This window comes from Bacillus sp. JJ1773 (assembly GCF_036962035.1).
GTDB lineage: Bacteria > Bacillota > Bacilli > Bacillales > Cytobacillaceae > Cytobacillus.
The window spans coordinates 76,251-96,132 of sequence record NZ_JBALNX010000042.1; the positions used below are offsets into that span (position 1 = coordinate 76,251).

The 19,882-nt window shown below is 38.6% G+C and carries 18 protein-coding genes and 1 pseudogene; 10 read left to right on the top strand and 9 right to left on the bottom strand.

Annotated elements, in window-relative coordinates; genetic code table 11:
* Positions 1-165: 165 nt before the first annotated feature.
* Together V7127_RS11680 and V7127_RS11685 are read left to right on the top strand one after the other, a co-directional pair.
* A complete protein-coding gene (locus V7127_RS11680; protein ID WP_335486168.1) occupies positions 166-1,116 on the top strand; it encodes a dimethylarginine dimethylaminohydrolase family protein in 951 nt (316 codons plus the stop codon).
* The gene (locus tag V7127_RS11685) at positions 1,113-2,075 is read left to right on the top strand and encodes a glycosyltransferase (RefSeq protein WP_335486171.1); all 963 of its coding nucleotides are present in this window, start codon (positions 1,113-1,115) and stop codon (positions 2,073-2,075) included. Before V7127_RS11680 ends, V7127_RS11685 begins: the two co-directional genes overlap by 4 nt.
* A 303-nt stretch (positions 2,076-2,378) precedes the next feature.
* Here the strand turns inward: V7127_RS11685 and V7127_RS11690 are convergent, their stop codons facing one another.
* Entirely contained in the window at positions 2,379-3,785 is a 1,407-nt protein-coding gene (locus tag V7127_RS11690; RefSeq protein WP_335486174.1) for a UDP-N-acetylmuramoyl-tripeptide--D-alanyl-D-alanine ligase, read from the bottom strand.
* A 180-nt stretch (positions 3,786-3,965) separates the two neighbouring features.
* Between V7127_RS11690 and V7127_RS11695 the strand changes: the two genes are divergently transcribed.
* The 4 genes and pseudogenes from V7127_RS11695 (at position 3,966) to V7127_RS11710 (ending at position 6,630) form a co-directional block, all read left to right on the top strand.
* The gene (locus V7127_RS11695) at positions 3,966-4,451 is read left to right on the top strand and encodes a low molecular weight protein-tyrosine-phosphatase (RefSeq protein WP_335486177.1); all 486 of its coding nucleotides are present in this window, start codon (positions 3,966-3,968) and stop codon (positions 4,449-4,451) included.
* A 17-nt stretch (positions 4,452-4,468) separates the two neighbouring features.
* Complete coding sequence (locus V7127_RS11700) at positions 4,469-5,407, top strand: glycosyltransferase (protein ID WP_335486180.1); 939 nt, start codon at positions 4,469-4,471, stop codon at positions 5,405-5,407.
* Positions 5,408-5,693: 286 nt separating this feature from the next.
* Positions 5,694-5,864, top strand: a pseudogene (locus V7127_RS11705) (isocitrate lyase/phosphoenolpyruvate mutase family protein); the annotation flags it as partial.
* Positions 5,865-5,877: 13 nt separating this feature from the next.
* Positions 5,878-6,630: a YheC/YheD family protein gene (locus V7127_RS11710; RefSeq protein WP_335486183.1), complete on the top strand. Its 753-nt coding sequence runs from the start codon at positions 5,878-5,880 to the stop codon at positions 6,628-6,630.
* A 112-nt stretch (positions 6,631-6,742) separates the two neighbouring features.
* Here the strand turns inward: V7127_RS11710 and V7127_RS11715 are convergent, their stop codons facing one another.
* Both V7127_RS11715 and V7127_RS11720 read right to left on the bottom strand, forming a co-directional pair.
* A complete protein-coding gene (locus tag V7127_RS11715) occupies positions 6,743-7,264 on the bottom strand; it encodes a YbaK/EbsC family protein (RefSeq protein ID WP_335486186.1) in 522 nt (173 codons plus the stop codon).
* 531 nt (positions 7,265-7,795) lie between these two features.
* Positions 7,796-8,944 carry an acyl-CoA dehydrogenase family protein gene (locus V7127_RS11720; RefSeq protein WP_335486190.1) on the bottom strand — a complete coding sequence of 383 codons (1,149 nt, stop codon included), beginning with the start codon at positions 8,942-8,944 and terminating at the stop codon, positions 7,796-7,798.
* Positions 8,945-9,308: 364 nt separating this feature from the next.
* Between V7127_RS11720 and V7127_RS11725 the strand changes: the two genes are divergently transcribed.
* From V7127_RS11725 to V7127_RS11740, 4 genes are all read left to right on the top strand, one after another.
* Entirely contained in the window at positions 9,309-10,061 is a 753-nt protein-coding gene (locus V7127_RS11725) for an amino acid ABC transporter ATP-binding protein (protein WP_335347554.1), read from the top strand.
* Between the two features lie 17 nt (positions 10,062-10,078).
* Positions 10,079-10,924 carry a transporter substrate-binding domain-containing protein gene (locus V7127_RS11730; protein ID WP_335486192.1) on the top strand — a complete coding sequence of 282 codons (846 nt, stop codon included), beginning with the start codon at positions 10,079-10,081 and terminating at the stop codon, positions 10,922-10,924.
* 71 nt (positions 10,925-10,995) lie between these two features.
* The gene (locus V7127_RS11735) at positions 10,996-11,697 is read left to right on the top strand and encodes an amino acid ABC transporter permease (protein WP_335486196.1); all 702 of its coding nucleotides are present in this window, start codon (positions 10,996-10,998) and stop codon (positions 11,695-11,697) included.
* Positions 11,698-11,720: 23 nt separating this feature from the next.
* Positions 11,721-12,446, top strand: a complete 726-nt coding sequence (locus V7127_RS11740) for an amino acid ABC transporter permease (protein WP_335486199.1) — start codon at positions 11,721-11,723, stop codon at positions 12,444-12,446.
* Between the two features lie 382 nt (positions 12,447-12,828).
* Here the strand turns inward: V7127_RS11740 and V7127_RS11745 are convergent, their stop codons facing one another.
* The 6 genes from V7127_RS11745 to mtnK all read right to left on the bottom strand — a co-directional run bounded on the left by V7127_RS11745 (position 12,829) and on the right by mtnK (position 19,806).
* Positions 12,829-13,671, bottom strand: coding sequence for a YitT family protein (locus tag V7127_RS11745; RefSeq protein ID WP_335353370.1), 843 nt, complete (start codon positions 13,669-13,671; stop codon positions 12,829-12,831).
* A gap of 132 nt (positions 13,672-13,803) precedes the next feature.
* Positions 13,804-14,793, bottom strand: a complete 990-nt coding sequence (locus tag V7127_RS11750; RefSeq protein ID WP_335353369.1) for an ABC transporter permease — start codon at positions 14,791-14,793, stop codon at positions 13,804-13,806.
* Positions 14,762-16,300, bottom strand: a complete 1,539-nt coding sequence (locus tag V7127_RS11755) for a sugar ABC transporter ATP-binding protein (RefSeq protein ID WP_335353368.1) — start codon at positions 16,298-16,300, stop codon at positions 14,762-14,764. Before V7127_RS11755 ends, V7127_RS11750 begins: the two co-directional genes overlap by 32 nt.
* 163 nt (positions 16,301-16,463) lie before the next feature.
* Complete coding sequence (locus V7127_RS11760; protein ID WP_335347547.1) at positions 16,464-17,561, bottom strand: sugar ABC transporter substrate-binding protein; 1,098 nt, start codon at positions 17,559-17,561, stop codon at positions 16,464-16,466.
* A complete protein-coding gene (gene mtnA / locus V7127_RS11765; protein ID WP_335486202.1) occupies positions 17,561-18,619 on the bottom strand; it encodes an S-methyl-5-thioribose-1-phosphate isomerase in 1,059 nt (352 codons plus the stop codon). Before mtnA ends, V7127_RS11760 begins: the two co-directional genes overlap by 1 nt.
* Positions 18,616-19,806, bottom strand: coding sequence for an S-methyl-5-thioribose kinase (mtnK, locus tag V7127_RS11770; RefSeq protein WP_335486205.1), 1,191 nt, complete (start codon positions 19,804-19,806; stop codon positions 18,616-18,618). Before mtnK ends, mtnA begins: the two co-directional genes overlap by 4 nt.
* Positions 19,807-19,882 lie beyond the last annotated feature (76 nt).

A 19,882-nucleotide genomic window follows, 5' to 3' on the forward strand; every position in this document is an offset into this window, starting at 1 on the left:
CTATATATAATGTAATTAGCCTATTTAATCTCTACCCAATTGTCGTCTAGAAAATAGATTATTTAACAGTTACCAGTACTTATCCTCATGATAACTGACTTGGAAATAAGGAAAAAAGAATTAAAGATCAGTTTAAATATATTTTTTCAGAAAGGATGATAATTTTTGAAAAGTATTGTTGACTCTGCACATGGCGGCGAGGGTTGGGTAGGACGCAAAGAAAATCATACAGAAGAAATTGGAACAATATGGGGCAAATTTGGATTATCTTCAGAGACGGATGTATTAAAGCATGTATTACTGCGCAGACCTGGAAAAGAGATTGAAAACATCGAAGATCCTAATTCAGTACTTTGGACATCCATTATGGATGTTGAAAAAGCTCGATTTCAACATGACCAACTTGCTCAGGTTTATAGGGAAAATGGCGTCAAGGTTGACTATATCATTGATGAAAAAGCAGATTACTTCCCCAATATAATATTTGTTAGGGATACATTTACAATGACATCACAAGGTGCTATTCTTTCTCGATTAGCTTCTCAAGTTCGAGCTGGTGAAGAGCAAATATTAGCGAAAACATTATCTCAACTTGGCATGCCAATTATTGCGAGTGCTCACAATAATATGATTTTAGAAGGTCCTGACATAGTTATAGTTAACCCAGACTTAGCGTTTTTAGGTATTGGATTACGTACAAATGATGAAGCTGTTAAGTTTGTATATAATCTACTTAAATTACAAGGGATTACAGAAATTAAAGTCATCCAGACTACCTACGGGTGTGGCCACCTTGATGGTGTCTTTAATCTAATCAATTCAAAAAATGCTGCTTTAGTTCCAAGAAGGGCATCATATGAAATTTATTCTACTTTAAAACGCCATGGGTATACCATTATTGAACTCACAAATCTTACAGAGGTAGATGAGAAAATGTCTATTAATTTCATAACCATTAATGACGAGGCAATAGTAATCAATAAAGGTGCAAAAGATAGTATTGGTAAATATAGGTCTTGCGGAGTAAATTGCATTGAAGTTGATTTAACTGAGCTTATGAAAGGAGGAGGTTCAGTACATTGTCTGACTGGTGTAATCAGGAGGGAATGTAAATGAAGATATCTATATTAATACCAATCAAATTACAATATAATGAAAAGAATCTTAGTGACTTTGTGAATCATATAGCCTCTTTGGCGGTCGCATTAAAGGAGGATGATTGCCAAATTGTGATTGCAGATGAAAGTAACTGCAAAGTCTATCGTTATATAAATAATAAACTGAAATTTTTTAACAATGTTAAACATTTTATTCCTAGCGAAGATCTTCGTACTGGTGATAATGATAAACTGAACGGAATCTATGCAGGATTAAATTATGTAATTTATGATAAAGTATTGTTAATTGATGACCATTATCGAATAACGAGGGAAACTCTAGCGAAAATATCCAAATACTTCGATGAGTATGACTGCTTTAAGATGATGCCAAAGTTTGATAAATTCCCTTTCACTGTCCTTATCGACATGTGTGGAATGTTTATTATTAATTTACTAGATAGACGGAAACAGTATTGTGGACATTTAGCATTCAGGAAGGAGCACATTTCAAAAACAGGCTTCCCAAACCGAGATGGTTTATTTGATGAGTTTATTCTCGAAGAAAAATTACGTAATTCTGGTTACTCGATTGGTTTTGTTAAAGATGCTTCTTTAGAAGCGACTCAAGACATTCCATTTAATAAATTTCTAGAGCAAAGAGTTCGTTACGCTTATGAAAATTTGGCCATGCCATTTCGCTTTACTCTGTATGCACTTGTATTACCTATTATTTTACTTTTACTTATCATTTCTCCAAAGGTAGCTGGTCTATTTTGTATAACTATAACAATCATTGTTCTATTATTAGCTTGTATAGGTCAAATTCTATATGGTGCTAAAATTCTTCCATTTTTCACATTTTTATTAAGTCCTCTATGGTTCTGGTTTTATCCATTTACGACTTGGATTGCAGTCTGGAAGTATTACTCAGGGGGGGTTAAGTTTGGTGGAAAAAAAGTTAGAAAAGCAAAATGAATTAAAGCATATTTCATTTCCATTAACTCATTTATTTCCGTTCTTAATCTCTCAATAGTAGCTTCCATTTCCGCAATCCCATTCTCTAATTGCTCATAATACTGGGCACTTTCTCTTTTACAGTTCATTTATCACCCGATTAATATGGGATTCTCCCACAATTTTATTCCCTTAAAAAAGGACGTATTATTTTTAATGTCACACGGAAGAATCCATAAGCATAAATAACTCTATTAAACAAATGAAAAAGACAAACCAATAGGTCTGCCTTTTTCATTTGAATGGTTTTATTACCCCTTGTCCCTATTTTCTTTTCAACAAATTAATGAGTGATTCTAAGTCACAATATTTACCGGAGGCTTTGAAGATAACGATTGATTTAGGCGGTACAATTTGAAGCAAATCCTTTTTAGCTTCATCAGCATGTTTATAGTAAGATAATTTATCAGGGGAGATGCCCTTTGATTTAGCTCCATGACAATATTCTTTCGCCCATTTTCCGATCGCTACCAATTTTTCAATCGATAAGTCGCCGATTATTTCCCCTGTTTGATAATGGACTTTTTTGGCGTATGTTTCATTGGTATGAGGCTTCTCCATATCTCCTAAAACGAGAATAATGGGTCTCTTAGGCAAATATGGGACTTGGTTCAATAATAGGTTAGTGGAATCTGGATTAGCATTTACATTATCATGGATGACCGTAATATCATTTGGGCAAGAAAGTATCTGCAGCCTGCCCTTTACTGGGAAAAATTCAGCAATCCCCTGTTGAATCTTCTTAATTGGTACTTTATGCTCTAACCCTACGGCAATTGCCGCTAATGCATTCATAATATTATAACTGCCAAATGTATTCATCATACAGTCAAATTCAAAGCCTTTTCCCTTTACAGTAAAGAAGCTTTGAAAATTTTCATAATATACATTTGTTGCTCGAATAGTATTCCCTTCAGAAAAACCAAAAGTAATAATTTTCCCCGGATACTTAATTTCTTTTAAATATTCGGCGCAGTTAGGATCATCTCCATTTATCACAAGGATACCCTTTAGAGATAAATACTCACCCATTTCCACCTTAGCTTTAATAATGTTTTCTATTGTACCAAGACGGGGTAAATGTGCCCGATGAATGCATGTAACTACTCCAATTTGGGGTTGAATCATTTGGCTGGATAATCTCATCGTACCGAACCCCTTCATCCCAGCTTCGAGAACAGCCGCTTCATGTCTTTCTTCCAATTTCGATAGGTTAAATGCGACCCCATCTGGAGAATTATAATTGCCTGCACCTATTAAAGTGGAATATTCCTGTTTAAGAACGCTGCCGATTAATTCCTTCGTGGTTGTTTTCCCTGAGCTTCCAGTCACCTGTGTAATCGGAATAGTAAATTGCCTACGGTATAATCTGGCCATATTTCGATATGCTTTTTTTCTATTATTTACTTCAAGAACACCAATTCCTGCTTGAGCAAATTTATCGATTTGGAATTTGTGTTGTCTGCTAACAATAATACCAGTGGCTTTTCCCTTAACCAACCTTTCAATCAAGCTATCCTCATTCAAATCGTGGCGAAATAGGAATACTAGACTAAAAGGAGAAGGGTTTTTATGACGATTTGTAAAGCCTTTAATCGGTTTTTTAGTCTTCCAACTTGCGATTTTACACTGTATAACCGATGCAATTTCCTCGATCGTAAAATCATGCACTAATACTCATTCCTTTCTGTCTTGTCCTTTACCATCATATGTTTTAAGGAATATTTTGATTTGGGGATTTGAACCAATTTACTCCCATTATTGGTAATGGCCTATTTATCAATAAACATATTAAAACTTCTGACATACCATATAATGTGTCTTTCAAAACTTAGTATAAAGGAGTTAGAAATGATTAAAGTACTTTTTATATGTGCAGCAAATATCAATCGATCGCCAATGGCTGAGGCTATATTTTGCCAGTTAATCAAAACGAAAGGGCTAGATAGAAAATTTACTGTAGATTCAGCAGCAACTAATAAATTCCACGTGGGAAGGCGCCCATCTAAATCCACTCGTAAGTTTCTAGGTAAAATGAATATTCCCTATCAATGGATTCGTTCGCGCCAAGTGACTGCAAATGATCTTTCAGCCTTTGACTATATTGTTATTATGGACGAAGAAAATTTAAGCGTTTTAACCGATCGTTTTGGACAAACTAGCCAAATCCAATTTTTGCTCGATTATCTTCCTGAAGTGAAAAATAAAAATGTCCCTGACCCTTCAGTGACAGGCAACCACATAGAGACTTATAACTTACTATTGAAAAGCTGCGAAAAGCTGTTGTTTCACATTATAAAACGTGAGGAGTTAGATATAGATAATGCAAATGTCTAAGAGAAATAGGAGGCTATATGAATAAATTAAAACTTCTATTTATTACTCGAGATTTTAGTCAATATGTTGAACGGAATACATTTTATTTAACGAATGAATTACGTAAATGGGTAGATGTAATAGAGTGGTTCAGACCTGGGGATATCCGTGAAATTCTAAAGAGCATACCTCAACAGCCCGATTTCATCTTGTTAAATGATTTGAAAGATACCAGATGCCCGGCAATTACCGGGCTATCAACGCTAAAGATCCCTTTTGGCATTATTATGCATGATCTTCATTTGGAAATAGAGAAGCGAAAGCAATTTATAGAAGAGACAAATGTTAAATATATATTCAGCATATATAGAGATGCTTTTTTAAATGACTTCCGAAAATATAAGGATCGGATGTATTGGCTCCCGCACTTTGTTAATCCTTCAATCTTTAAGGATTACAGGTTAGAGAAAGATATTGATTATCTTCTGTTAGGTAAAGTTGCGTGGTATTACCCATTGAGAAAGAGGATAGTGAAAACAATGAGGAAGATACCTGGATTTGTTTACCGCATGCATCCAGGCTATCGCAATATTGGTGTAGCGGAAGAAAAAGTTTTTGTCGGTGAAAGCTATGCGAAGGAAATCAATCGGGCAAAAGTCTTTTTTACATGTGATTCGAGCCTTCATTATCCGATTATCAAGTATTATGAAGTCCTTGCATGCAACACCTTATTACTTGCCCCTTCCTTAAAGGAATTAAGGGATTTAGGCTTTATTCCCGGACAGCATTTTGTGGAAATTAACGGAAGAAACTTTTTGAAAATGGCCAAGTATTATTTAGAGCATGAAGACGAAAGAAAAAAAATTGCCCAACAAGGATATGAGATGGTTCATAAAAAACATACTGTCACCATTCGTGCGGCTCAGCTAGTTTCATATATTAAGAAAATACTGGACGATAGCACCATGAAAACCTAATTCATAAAAAATTACCTCCCTCTCCTTGATTCAGGGAAGTAATTTTTCACAATGCTTGAGTAGCGAAGAAAAATAAAACGGGAGTTGATCATATCTCTATGTTTAATCCGCAAAGGGCTATGGGAGAAAGTTAAACAAATAAGGATTATACGCTTGAGTAATTCTAGGCCAACATGACCATTTTTGTTTGTTTGATATCAAAAAACCTTACTCTTACATAACTTAATATGACAATACGATACGTATATGTTGAAATGTTAACATCGTTGTAAAGTGAGGGATAACCATGAAGAAAACGACTAAATTAAAAAATTTGCTTAATTCCCAAAAACCTGAGTTTTTAATGGAGGCCCATAACGGTCTTTCCGCAAAGATCGTAGAGGAAGTGGGTTTTAAAGGGATCTGGGCTAGTGGACTATCGATTTCTGCATCAATGGGTGTTAGAGATAATATAGAAGGATTGATGAAAAGTGAAATATCTCGGTAATAACAAATGGACAAAGTACTCAATTATGATGGAAAATAAAGCCTTACAAAATCATCTGCCCGAAACAAGTAATTTTTCGGAAAGTGGCTTATGGGATTTGGTCGATAAGTATAGTACAGTCATTTTAAAGCCATCTAGCGGGAAAAGGGGAAGAAACATTTTCAAACTATCTTCATTGGGGGAGGGCAGGTACGAAATACATTATGAAGATAAAATAGATCTCTTTTTTGGAAGGAATAAAACCATCGACTATCTAAATAACAAGATCGACTTCCGTTCTTATCTAATACAACGTTTCATTCCCCTTTTAACAATTAACGGATCTCCATTCGATATGCGTGTGATTACCCAAAGGTACAATGATTCAAATACATGGTTTGTGACCGGCAAGGTTGCAAAAGTGGCAGGGAAAGGATTTATTGTTACCAATAATGAACTTAGTGGCGGGTCAGTGCTCCATGTTAAACAAGCTATACAAAATTCCCACTTAACTAATTCACCTGATAAAATTGACTTCTTACTTTCCGAAATTGATCGTGTTGCATTATTGGGAACCAATTGTCTAGCAGGCTACTACAAAGAGAAGTGTATTTTCGGATTCGATATTGGTATAGATCAACTGGGTCATATTTGGATCATTGAGGGAAATTCTCGTCCGTCATTGTCCCATTTTTATAAATTAGGGGATAAAGCCACATATCGGACAATAAGGGAAATCCAAGAGAAAAATCTGTAGACAAGGTAGACCCCAAGTTCATACGTTCTTTTTATAAAAGATGTTTGAGACGGTTGCCCATTTCAAACATCTTTTTAGCATCCCCTTGAAAAAAATCCAATATTGTTTTTTATTAATTTTTCTCAAGAGCCCCGACTGCCTCAATTACCTGAGCGTCCTCAGAGACCCACCCTTTACAAACATCTACCCATTGTTTAGCCGAGGAGTATTCAAATATTTCCTCACACGTTAGCTCAATGGCCGAGTTTGTGCTTCCGCAGGCAGGAAAAATCGTATTAAAGCGCTTCATAGAAACATCTAAATATATGCCTAATTCATTGGCTAATCCGAAGGGGCAAACTCCGCCAATTACATGTCCCGTTTGCTCCACTACTTCTTCAGCAGAAAGCATTCGGGCTTTAAAGCCATACGTTTCACGGAATTTCTTGTTATCGATTTTGGCATCCCCTGCTGCGACTACTAAAATGGCTTGATCCCCTTCCCCGCGGAACGATAAGGTTTTGGCAATCCGCGCCGGAATGACGCCAATCGCTTCTGCTGCCATATCAACCGTTGCACTCGATACATCGAATTCCATAATATCGGCTGCACGATTCCATTTTTCAAAATGATTTTTCACACTTTCTAAAGACATCTTTTTCTTCCTTTCTTTTCATAAATTAGGTAAATCATAACATCCTTTAATACTGTAAAGCAAAAGGAATGATTTTATTTCTTCAGAATTTACTTACTCTTCTTTTGTGGGAATTTATAAAAATCATATATTGAACCACCACAACTACGTAGTAGTTATTTTTCTTTTTCTTTTTATTTTTCTTTTTGTCCCCGTATCGTGGACGTATCGTCTTAACGAGATTGGAAAATTAAAAAAGAAATATTAGCCCATGACTCGTATCGTTTTCTACATTTTCCCGCCCCTTTCCTAAGTTCTCAAAAGTCGATTCACCTTTTATATATAGATTAGCTTTAAAAAAGGACACGTTTTTTTAAATCTACATAAAAAGCCCATCACCGTTTATGATGATAAGCTAAATATGTGGAACAACGGTTGTCCATCTTCCAGTGTGAGTTTTCAAAAATGTGCAGATAATTATCTGATTTTAATCCATTTTTGCAAACAAAAGAGCGTCAATTGAATGGACGCTCTTTTTAAAATTGACCAAGCCTATTTGTTCAAAGCCGTTAATGCCAGCTTCCGAATCGTGACATCATCCATTGGCGGATTATGAAGGCCCGCCCTTACATCCCTATAATATCTTTGAAGCGGATTTTTACGCTGCAGGCTTTTTGCTCCCACAACCCTCATCGCCTTATCAACAATGGAAATGGCGGAATTCGTCACCGTATGCTTCACGGCGCCAAGCTCATTCGTTATATAGCTGCGTCTTTCTTCATCATCATATGCTGCCGCTGCACTATATAAAAAATGTCTTGCTTGCATAAGCTCAAGCTCGATTTGACCGACTAAATTTTGGACATTTGGCAGCTGGCTTATAGGTCCGTTTAGACTATTAGGCGAATATTCATTAGCAAATTGGGTAGCGTAGTCGCGTGCTGCTTGTGCAATCCCAAGGTAGCAGGCAGGAATATGAATCGTCCAGCCATTTAGCTGATCGCCTCTTGGGCCTTGGTTGATTTCAACTAGCTTTGATTCCTCGACAATAACCTTCTCAAGTACAAGGTCATGACTTTCTGTTCCCCTCATCGAAATAACATCCCATGTTTCCTCGATGCTTAACCCTTCTAAATCCTTGTGCAGCAAAAAGAACCCGATTGCTTGCTTATCCTCCATCCAAGCAGAAACAAGAAAATGCGTTAAAACCGGGGACATGGTTGTGAAGTTTTTCCTCCCTGTAATCTCCCAATTCCCATTCTTTTTTATCGCATAGGTGCCTGGGCGGCCTCCTCTAGTCGGACTTCCTGTTTGTGCTTCACTAACGGCACGGTTGACTAATGCTCCTTTAAGCACCTCATCAGCAAAGAAGTTTAATTTTTCGTCAGCCCAAAGCTTTTTCTCATAGATTTCACCGACTACTCCCATATGCCAGCCAATAGAGAGAGCTGTTGCTCCATCGAAGCTGGCTAATGTTTCTTGGAGCAGGACCATATCATACGTACTTAAACCACCTCCGCCATAAGCCGCTGGTAAGGTTTGTGCTGTATATCCCATTTCAATTAATCTATGAATATTCTCTTTAGGAAACTTTGATTGTTCATCATATTCAGCGGATTTACTTTTAAATTGAGCTTCTTTTTCATGCAGCTTTTGAAGCCAAATTCTTTGAGTGTCATTTTTTATAAATAAATCTAACATTTTCTTCACACATCCTTAACCAGAATGATTTTTCATGCATACATTATTCCTATAATTCCGATTATTATTATTGGCTTTGATAATAACGAAATTCCATTACAACGTCAAGAATTTTTATTATGTTTTATCAGCTTATCGTTAATAATTCCTTTGGATTAGCATATTACAAAAATTTTAAAGATACTTTAAATCCTACTTTACAGATGCGATTAATGGTGATAATGTTTGGATTATGATATTTGAACATTCTAAATAGTGTTAACTGTTTTTCCCAATGTCTAGCTTCAGCGAATGAACATCGCAGGAACAATTGTCCTTTGATTGTTCCGAAGGCGCTTGCACTTTTCTAACAAGGAGGGGGAATATGATCGAGTTAAAAAATATCCAAAAGCATTTTAAAAAAAATCATGTATTAAAAGGGATCGACCTTGAAGTTAATAAAGGGGATGTTGTAGCCATTATTGGCCCGAGCGGATCAGGAAAAACTACACTCCTCAGATGCATCAACTACTTGGAGCGCCCGGATGATGGACTAATAAGTGTTGACGGGTTTACCGTTCAAGGAAAGCATCCCCCCAAGCAGGATATTCTTACATTAAGAAGAAAAACCGCCATGGTTTTTCAGCACTATAACCTGTTCAAGAATAAAACGGTTCTGGAAAATGTGATGGAAGGGCTCATAGTTGCTAAAAAACTGCCTAAAGCCGAAGCAAAGGATATCAGTCTATCTCTCCTTCAGAAGGTAGGGCTGGCTGAAAAAGTAAATGATTATCCTTCACAGCTTTCTGGTGGTCAACAGCAGCGGGTTGGCATAGCACGGGCGCTTGCATTAAATCCATCGGTCATTTTATTTGATGAGCCCACTTCCGCTCTCGACCCAGAAATGGTTGGAGAAGTGCTGTCAATTATTAAGCAAATAGCAGGTGAAGGCATCACCATGGTGATTGTGACACATGAAATTGATTTCGCCAGAGATGTAGCGAATCGAGTTGTCTTTATGGACGACGGCGTCATTGTGGAACAAGGGCATCCCCAGGATGTTCTAATTCATCCAAAGCACGAGCGGATGAAGCAGTTTCTAAAACGGCTAGTCCGTGAACCAGAATATCTAATTTAAAGCAGGAGGTCGTTTTAATGAAAGGTTTAATTAAAACAGCGATTCTAGCATTTGTGCTTATACTTAGCCTCGCAGGCTGCTCCCAAAGTACAGGAACAGGAAAAGATGATGGAAAAATAGTTGTAAAGGCAGCCTTAAGCGACGAAGTCAATCCCCCATTCTTGTATACAGATGAAAATAATAATCCAATTGGCTATGACATGGACTATATGAAGGAAATCGAGAAAAAGCTTCCTGAATATAAATTCGAATATCTTTTTGGAGAAGAAGAAGCCAATTTAGTTGGTGTTGATACAGGTAAATACACATTCGCGATTAATTGGTTCTTTAAAAATCCTGAAAGACAAGAGAAGTTTCTTTTTCCTGAACAAGAATTCGGATATTCCCTTACTTCGCTCGTGACAAAGAAGGATCGCAATGATATTAAATCTTTGGATGACATGGTCGGCAAAAAGTTCCCGCCAATGGCACCGAGCGGCGGATTACGTACTATTCTTAATTCATACAACGATAAACACAAAGATAACCCGTTAACACTCGATACCATTGAGCACGCTTCAAATGCTGATAATTTAAAAAGAGTAGCTGAAGGTAAGGCTGATGCTATATTCCTAAATGTAACAACCTTTAATGAAATGCAGAAACAAATGAATCTTGATTTAAAAGTTAGCGGAATCGTTTCAAAGGAACCAATTTGGGTTGTTTTCAATAAAAAGGAAACCGAGCTTGCACAGAAATTGGATAAAGCGACTGCTGAATTAATTGAAGACGGCACCCTTTCAAAGCTGTCTGAAAAATGGTTCGATGTCGACTTCTTTAAGGATTTGGAATTTATCAATCAAGAAGGCTTTAAATTTGAGTAATAGTTTTATAGATTGACTCCGACGGCAGCGATGAACGTTGGAGTCATTTTTACAGCAGGCGGTGAAATAAAATGATTAGTTCGGGATTCTCCGATTGGCTGGACTTATTAATGAGAGTATTAAATAAGCTCCCGCTTACTTTACTTATGTTAGGTGTTTCACTTTTCTTTTCTTTAATTATCGGTGTTATTGTCGCCATTGTCCGGATTCAAAAAAGACCGATTTCATATGCAGTTGCAACATTTTATTTGTCTTTCATGCGTTGTACGCCATTATTAGTTCAGCTATTCCTCGTCTATTTTGGACTCCCGCAGCTACTGTTGCTTGTAAATATTGATATTAATGGCTGGGATCGTTTTGTATTTGTTGTAATTGCCTTTTCTTTATATACAGGCGCCTACCTTTCTGAAGTGATTAGGTCCGCCTATATGGCAGTCGGAAGGGACCAATTGGAGGCTGCCTACAGTATAGGAATGAGCTACTCACAGGCTTTGCGGAGAATCATTCTGCCCCAGGCGTTTTTAGTGGCCTTGCCGGATCTCGGGAATAATATTATTGAATTGCTGAAGGATACCTCCCTTGCCTTTACGATTGGCATCATTGATATTATGGGGCAGGTTCGGATTATTCTAGGAAATAACTACGGAATCGGCATGTTCGAAGTGTACTTTACCATTTCGTTAGTGTATTGGGGCACATGTATTGTAATAGAAAATTTGATTGCACTTTTAGAAAAGGGATTAAAAAAGGGCCGTGTCAGCATTGCAGATTAATTTTTTAAAGGTAGTGATCTCTCTTGACTTTTATCGACTTTGACTTTGCATTAAAGCAATTTCCAGAGGTGCTGAAAGGTGTACCTTTAACTCTGATTATTGCGGTTATTTCTATGATCCTCGGAATCATGTTTGGCCTTTTGATTGCATTATGCCGAATTTATAAAGTGCCCTTTTTGCATCGGATCGCTATGGTGTACGTCTCCTTTATTAGAGGCGTGCCGATGATTGTACTCCTTTTCGTATTATTCTATGGGATACCCGCTCTGTTTGATCTCATAAATAAACAGCTTGGCTGGAGTCTGGATGCTGATCAAATTTCACCTGTTGTGTATGCCTTAATCGCCTATACCCTGAATACAGCGGCTTACCAGTCCGAAATTTTCCGCGCATCCATCAATGCCACCCATGCCGGCCAAATGGAAGCTGCCTATTCAGTGGGCATGACGACAGCTCAAGGCTTACGAAGAATTATTTTGCCGCAAGCAATGGTCCTTTCTCTACCTAATCTGGGCAATACATTTATTGGTCTCATAAAGGCAACTTCTCTTGCTTTTGCGGTTAAAGTCATTGAAATCATGGGAATGGCGAAAATTATTGCGAATGATGGCTATAAGTATTTGGAAATGTATTTAGTGGCAGCTTTGGTTTATTGGATTCTCTGTTTTGTCTTTGAAGTTCTTTTTGCACAGCTTGAGAAAAGAATGAGGCGCTACGAGGCGAGGATGGATGAGGGGATGTCTGTTTAAAGCAGTGGGCATGATTTGATGGACAGCTTTTTGCCGATACCCGGGAACCTGTCCAGGAAACTTGATTTGGCGGACAGGTTTTTGCTGATTCTCGAGAACCTGTCCAGGAAACTTGGTTTGGTGGACAGCTTTTTGCCGTAACTCGAAAACCTGTCCAGGAAACTTGGTTTGGTGGACAGCTTTTTGCCGATACCCGGGAACCTGTCCAATAAGCTTGGGTTTTCGGACAGGTTTTGGCAAAAACCCGTGAACCTGTCCAATAAATCTTCACTAGCTGGATGAACCTATTCATCACACCAAATGACAGTAAGCCACAAAATAAGGATGTTTGAAAGGGGAACTAGGCCCCATTTCAAACATCCTTTTCAACTTTCTTCTTGTATTAATCCGCTTTTGAAATCTCCCCAAAGCCTAATCCAAACACGTCTCGGACATCATGAATGGCAATAAATGCATGGGAGTCTGCTTCTTTCACAATTTTCTTCAGCTTCACAATTTCCTGGCTGCTTATGACTATATAGAGGATATCCTTTTGCGCTTTTGTGTAATAGCCGCTTCCGGAAAAGACAGTCACACCTCTATGCATCTCCTCATTCACCTTCTGCGCAATTTGATCAGGCTCTGTTGAAATGATTGTTACCGCTTTTTTCGTGTTAATCCCCTCAATAACGAATTCCATTACCTTTGTTGCAATATACAGCATTAAAATCGTCAGCATCAGCTTCTCAGCACCAATGATAAAATAGGAAGAAAACGCAACAATTAAATCAAAAAATAATAAGCCATAGGCTAAATTCCAGCCTAGATATTTCTGGGTAATTCTTGCTAAGATGGTAGATCCGGCTGTTGTCCCGCCTACGCGAATGATTAACCCAATCCCTACACCAATAATTACAGCTCCAAAAATAGTGGAGACGACAATTTCATTGGAATCAATCGTCCAGCCTTCTGTCAAATGCAAAAATAGTGAATTTAATACAACCGCAATAATCGTATAAATCGTTGTCATTTTACTCAAAAATTTATATCCAACCATTAACAAAATTGAATTTAGAACAAAGTTAACGAGACCTGGCGACCATTGCCAGAGGTAGTAAGCAATAATGGTAATCCCAGTTACCCCTCCCTCGCCTAGCTCATTCGGGATAATAAATACATTAACCCCTATTGCAAATAGAAAAGCTCCAATAAAAATATAGACAATATCTACAATCCTTTTTTTCATATATGTACCATCCTTGTACCTGTAGAATCATCCCATTATACTTTGATAGAATGTACTTTTCAACCTATTAAGAGGAAAAAAATGCCTGACCCCATATGCGTCAATTCCAACGCACCGAAGCTCAGGCACCCTTTAATGAGAGAATTTATTTTTCGCGTGCATATAAGTGACAGCCAACGCCAACACTAATACAGAACCTTTTACAATATCAAAAGCATAATAAGGGAGATTCAAAATGGTCAGTCCGTTTAGCAAAATTCCAATAACGGCTGCTCCAAAAAATGTCCCGATTGCATTTGGTTTACCAGCACCAAGCACGGAATAACCAACAAATACGGCGGCAACTGCCTCCATTAAAAGTGGTGCGCCGGCATCAATTTGCCCAGATCCCACACGCGCTGTAAATAATATCCCTGCGATTGAAGCAAAAATGCCAGAGACGACATAGGAAGCAAACTTTACCTTCTTAACGTTTACACCGGATAAAGTGGCTGCTTCCGCATTGCCCCCAGTCATATATAAAATTCGGCCCCATCTCGTATGATTTAACACTAGAAAAGTAACAATCACTAACAACAGCATAATCCACACAGGAACCGGAAGTCCGAGCATTTTCCCTTGTCCGATCCATAGGAAGGCACTTGAAAATTCACCAATCGCTGTTCCTCCTGAGGTTAACGGCATATGATTATAAATCGAATAGCCCTCCGTATACGTTCGGTGAAGCCCCGCAACAATATACATCGTGCTTAATGTAGCAAGCAAATCAGGAATCCCAATGACGACAATTAATAACGTATTGAAAACCCCAACAAGAACACCTACAAGGATGGGCAAAATCAGCACAAGCCAGAGCGGCATATCATACCAGACCATTAATGAGGCTGTAACAACGGTTGCCAATGACATCGTTGATCCAACTGACAAGTCAAAACCGTTAACGACTAAAGTGAATGTTACTCCTAAAGCCAGTACCGTAACGATGGAAATTGAGCGCAGGATGTCGGCAAAATTCCCATATGTGAAAAATGCATCGCTAATCAAGCTAAAGTAAAGGATAATAAATATCATTAGGGCAATAGCACCGTATTTAAATAGAAACTGAATGCTTTTCTCTTTCATGCTGCTCTTCCTTTCCGCCGCTTGCATACAGCAAAATCTTCTCTTGTGTGGCTTCGCTACGGGAAAACTCCTTCACGATTTTGCCATCGTACATGACAAGAATTCGATCTGATATTCCAAGGATTTCATGAATTTCACTAGAGAAATAGATAACCCCTTTTTGCTTTTCCGAGATTTGCCGAATGAGTTTAAAAATATCAACCTTTGCTCCAATATCGACACCCTTCGTTGGCTCATCGAACAAATAAATGCTGGAATCCAGCGAAGTCCACTTTCCTATCGCCACCTTCTGCTGATTCCCGCCGCTTAAATGTACAAGCGGGGTTTCGGTATTATTTGTTTTTATTTGGAGACTGGCGATGATTTGGTCTGCAAAGGCTGTTTCTGATGGCTTATGCATAAAAAAGCCCCGCGTAAATTTCCGTAGATTCGGAAAGGTGGAATTGATTCTTAGAGATTCATGAACGAACAGACCTTCTTTCCGTCGTTCTTCTGGAACAAGGGCAATACCCGCTTTAATGGCATCGGAAGGATGGTGAATTTTTACCTCTTTCTTGTTAAGCGAAATCTTCCCCTGCTTAGCCGGAGTCACCCCGAATAAAGTCTTCGCAAGCTCTGTCTTACCAGCACCAACTAAACCAACAACTCCAACAATTTCTCCTTCAGCAACCGAGAAAGAAATATGATGAAGCTTATGACCATCGGTTAATTCCGATACTTCTAGTAATGTTGAACCGATGTGCTTTTGATGCTTTCCAAGTTCACTAGTAAAAGCGTCACCGAGCATATCCTCAACAACCTGATCCTGGGTAGTCAAGGTCGTTTCTGAAGTACTCACTGTTTTCCCTTCTCGCATCACAGTTACTCTGTCACAAATTTCAAATACTTCCGGAAGCCGGTGTGAAATAAACACACAGCCTACACCTTGATTTTTTAATTTTTCCATCACGGAAAACAGCATCTTCGATTCATGAACAGATAGTGGGGCAGTCGGCTCATCGAAAATAATAATTTTTGCCGAGTGAACTAATGCCCGTGCAATTAAAACAATCTGTTTTTCAGCAAGCGTTAGCTCTAGGGCTTGCTTTTGTACGGAAATATGCTCGGACTGGAGCTGTTTTAATGCCTCTTTTGCTCTTTCGTTGATCTTTTTTTTAGAAATGAAGAGAGCTTTTTGAGAGGCAAATGTATCAAGCATAATATTTTCAGCAACAGAAAGTTCAGGTACAATGGCTGTATCGACCTCTTGGTAAACACAATATACTCCCTGTTCCTTTGCTGCTTTAGGTGACTGGAACCGAATCTCCTTTCCATCAAGGAGAATTTCTCCGCCGTCATGCTCATACACGCCGGACAGAATTTTCATGAGCGTACTTTTCCCGGCGCCATTCGCACCAAGCAGTGCATGGATTTCTCCCTTTTTAAGCTGAAAAGAAGCATCATTCAGTGCCGATACTTTCCCAAATTGTTTTTGTATTTTCCCCATCGCAAGCAGCGTATCCGCCATGAAAATACCTCCTTTCTAAACTGGACATTCGTTGTTTCCACTTTTCTCGCCTTTTCGGGAAAAACGGGAAACTTCCTAGACTTTCATTCTATTTTTCTCGTGTTTCCCCAGAAAAACGGGAAACTATTCAACAGTTGGTTTCCCGTTCAATCTCTTTCGTTGCTTATTTAAGCTGTCCCTCTAATTCCTTTAATGCATCGTTATAGCCTTGTTCACTCGCTCCCCAGCCTTCGATGTATTCGCTAAGCTCGTTTGTAGTGACTTGTTGATCAGGAAGTTTGGCTTTGTCTACAAATACTGGGTTAAGGACAATTTTTTGCTCCGGATTTTCGCCATTGATTTTTTGGTATAAATATCGCACTTGGATGCGTCCGATATCCTTTGGATCAACTGCTGCAGAAGCAACCCATGGGCTATTTTCCTTTTGAATCATCTGTAGGTCTTCATCACTCATGTCGATGCTGTAAACTTTAATGTCCGTTCTTCCAGCTTGCTCAATGGCACGAACAGCACCTTTAGCAAACTCATCCCAAGCTGCCCAGACAGCTGTTATTTGTCCTTCCTTCGGATATTGCTTCAAAATTGCTTCCATTTGTGCCTGTGTATCTAATGCTGTATTAGCTGTAGCTGCTCCAAATGCAGCAATTTCTTTAATGCCAGGGTTGTTTTTCAAAAATGCTTCATAAGCTACTTGTCTTCTTTCCATTGGTGCAAAGCCAGCTACCCAAATTTTTACGATATTAGCTTCACCATTTGCATCTTCGCCTAGTTTATTCAACGTCATTTCGGCCATTTTCTGATCGCCTTGCTCTAACACAGGAACTCCTTCAACCTCAACACCAGCATCAAATGCAATGACCGGAATCCCCTTTTCTACTGCTTTTTCAACTCCGTTATTTAAAGCTTCTTTTGTTCCGTGATCGATTAATATCCCGTCAAAGCCTTGGTTAATGGCTGCATCCAGGTTAGAAGCCATTTTTGCTAAGTCCCCTTCAGATGTAAAAACATTTACCGTTCCGCCGAATTTTTCTACCTGCTCTTTTACACCTTCAATATATTGAGCTGAAAATGTCCCTAAGTTTTGCTGCATCACTAATGCAATTTTTTTATTAGCAAGCGGATGGTCTGATTTCTCTGCATTTTTTGGTGCATCCGATTCTTTTTGATCGGAAGTAGCCGTATTGCTTTTTGGCTGACATCCTACTAAAAATGCCGAAACTAGTAAAATAGCTAAAAGTAATATCGATAGTTGTTTTTTCATTATTTTTCTCCCTCTCTAACTAGCTCACCTAAAAGGCTTTTGATATTTTCATTGAAGTTTGGATAGATAATCCCTTTTTCCGTAATGATGGCCGTAATATATTCCGCAGGAGTGACGTCAAACGCCGGATTAAAAACATTTGTATTAAGTGGCGCTACTGGGATGCCGCCAATATGGGTAATTTCCTCAGCTTTTCGCTCTTCAATTGGAATCTCCATTCCACTCGAAATTGAAAGATCAAAGGTTGAAGCTGGAGCTGCTACATAAAATGGGATATTGAAATGTTTAGCTAAAATCGCCAAGCCCAGGGTACCGATTTTATTCGCTGTGTCTCCATTAGCAGCAATCCGGTCAGCCCCGACAATAATCGCTTCAATTCCCTTTGAGTGAATCGTATGGGCCGCCATGCTGTCCGTGATCAAAGTGACATCGACACCTGATTGCTGCAGCTCCCAAACGGTTAGCCTTGAGCCTTGGAATACTGGACGCGTTTCACATGCATATACATGAAACTGTTTTTCTCGTTCAATGCCAAGATGGAAAGGCGCAAGTGCTGTCCCGTATTTTGCCGTTGCAATGGACCCTGCATTGCATATTGTCATCACATTCGTAAAGCTATTTAACAATGACAGGGCATGCTCGCCAATTTGTCTGCACGTTTCTTCATCTTCTACATGAATCTTAATTGCTTCTTCAAGAATAGTCGTTTTTGCTTCATTGACGCTTTTCGCTTCCTCAGCCACTGCTACAATTCTTTCAAGCGCCCAGAATAAATTGACTGCTGTTGGTCGTGAACCTGCTAGATAACGAAAATCCTTTTGAAGATGTTCGTGGAATTCCTTTAATTGTTTCGTTTCATATTGCTGCGCCGCGATCGCAAGTCCATATGCAGCAGTTATCCCAATTGCAGGCGCTCCACGGACCTTTAAAGTGACAATAGCATCGAATACTTCCTCAATCGTATCAAGCTGAAGATACTCAATTTGATGAGGGAGCTTTTGCTGATCAAGAATAATCAGATGTCCATCTTTCCATTCAATTGATGTTGGAACCTTCATGCCTTCCTCTCTCCTAACAGTGAAATAGCTTCACTTACTGAATTTAACACGTGACGATTTAAGATTAATGTTTCGCCTAATGCAAGTGCCCGTCTCTTAGCTGCAATTCTTTTCTCATGATCCTCAATACCGTCTAAATCCTTTACATGTGCAAGACCAATCGTCCTTCTAATCAACTCACAGCCAGCAAAGCCGAGTGTGTCAGAAAAGATTTTCTGTAAAATGTATTCTCTATAGCCTTCGACCTTTGTATAAACTTCCAGGTTTGACTCTTCCCATAATTCAGTAAATACTGAGCGTAAAACGGTCCAGGTATTCTCGATATGTTCAAAAATAACAGATCGATTCGCTTCCTCTCTTGAAATCCCATGAAGAAATAGATTTCCGATAAATAAACCAACATCAAATCCAATCGGGCCATAAAAAGCAAATTCAGGATCAATTACTTTCGTTTCTGTGCTGCTTGCAAAAATACTGCCAGTATGTAGATCCCCATGTAATAATGCTTCTGCTTCAGTTAAAAAGCTTAGCTTTAACTTAGCCGCTTCAAGCTTCAAAAGGCTATTATGCCAAATGGCTTCTACATCTGCACGCAATTCTGGTTCAAAATCATTTGTATCATGGTCGAAGAAAGGATCGGTAAAAATCAGATCTTCTGTAATTTTACAAAGCTCAGGATTTGAAAATTCAACTGCTAAACGTTTTTTCTCAAATGGATGCAAGGCAAAGTCCGATGTTGAAAATAGCGTTCTTGCTAAATATTCGCCAATATCGCTTGATAGCTTTGGATAAGGCTCCCCTTTAATAAGTCCCTCACGAGCAATCGTTAAATGCGATAAATCTTCCATAACCGTAATAGCTAGGTCTTCATCAGCATGGTAAACCTCTGGCACAAGCTGAGGAACAAACTCACCATGCTTTTTCAGCGCATTCGTTTCGATCGTTGCCCGCTTTAATGTGAGCGGCCAGCTTTCCCCCACTACCTTTGCATAAGGGAGCGCTTGCTTGATAATAACGCCTTTTTCATTTATTGAGTCAGTTATATGGAATACATAATTCAGATTGCCATCTCCAATTTCGCGACAGTTCAATACTGAACCTTCAGAAAATAGATTTAGCTCTTTCGCAAGCTTCACCGCTGTCTCATCAGTCAACGGCTCATACTGTTTCTTTTGTAAAATTGTCATCTTTTCTCACCCTATCTATGAAAATAATAAAAAGCCTCTTTCTCATCACGAAAGAGGCTTACGAATACAAATTCTC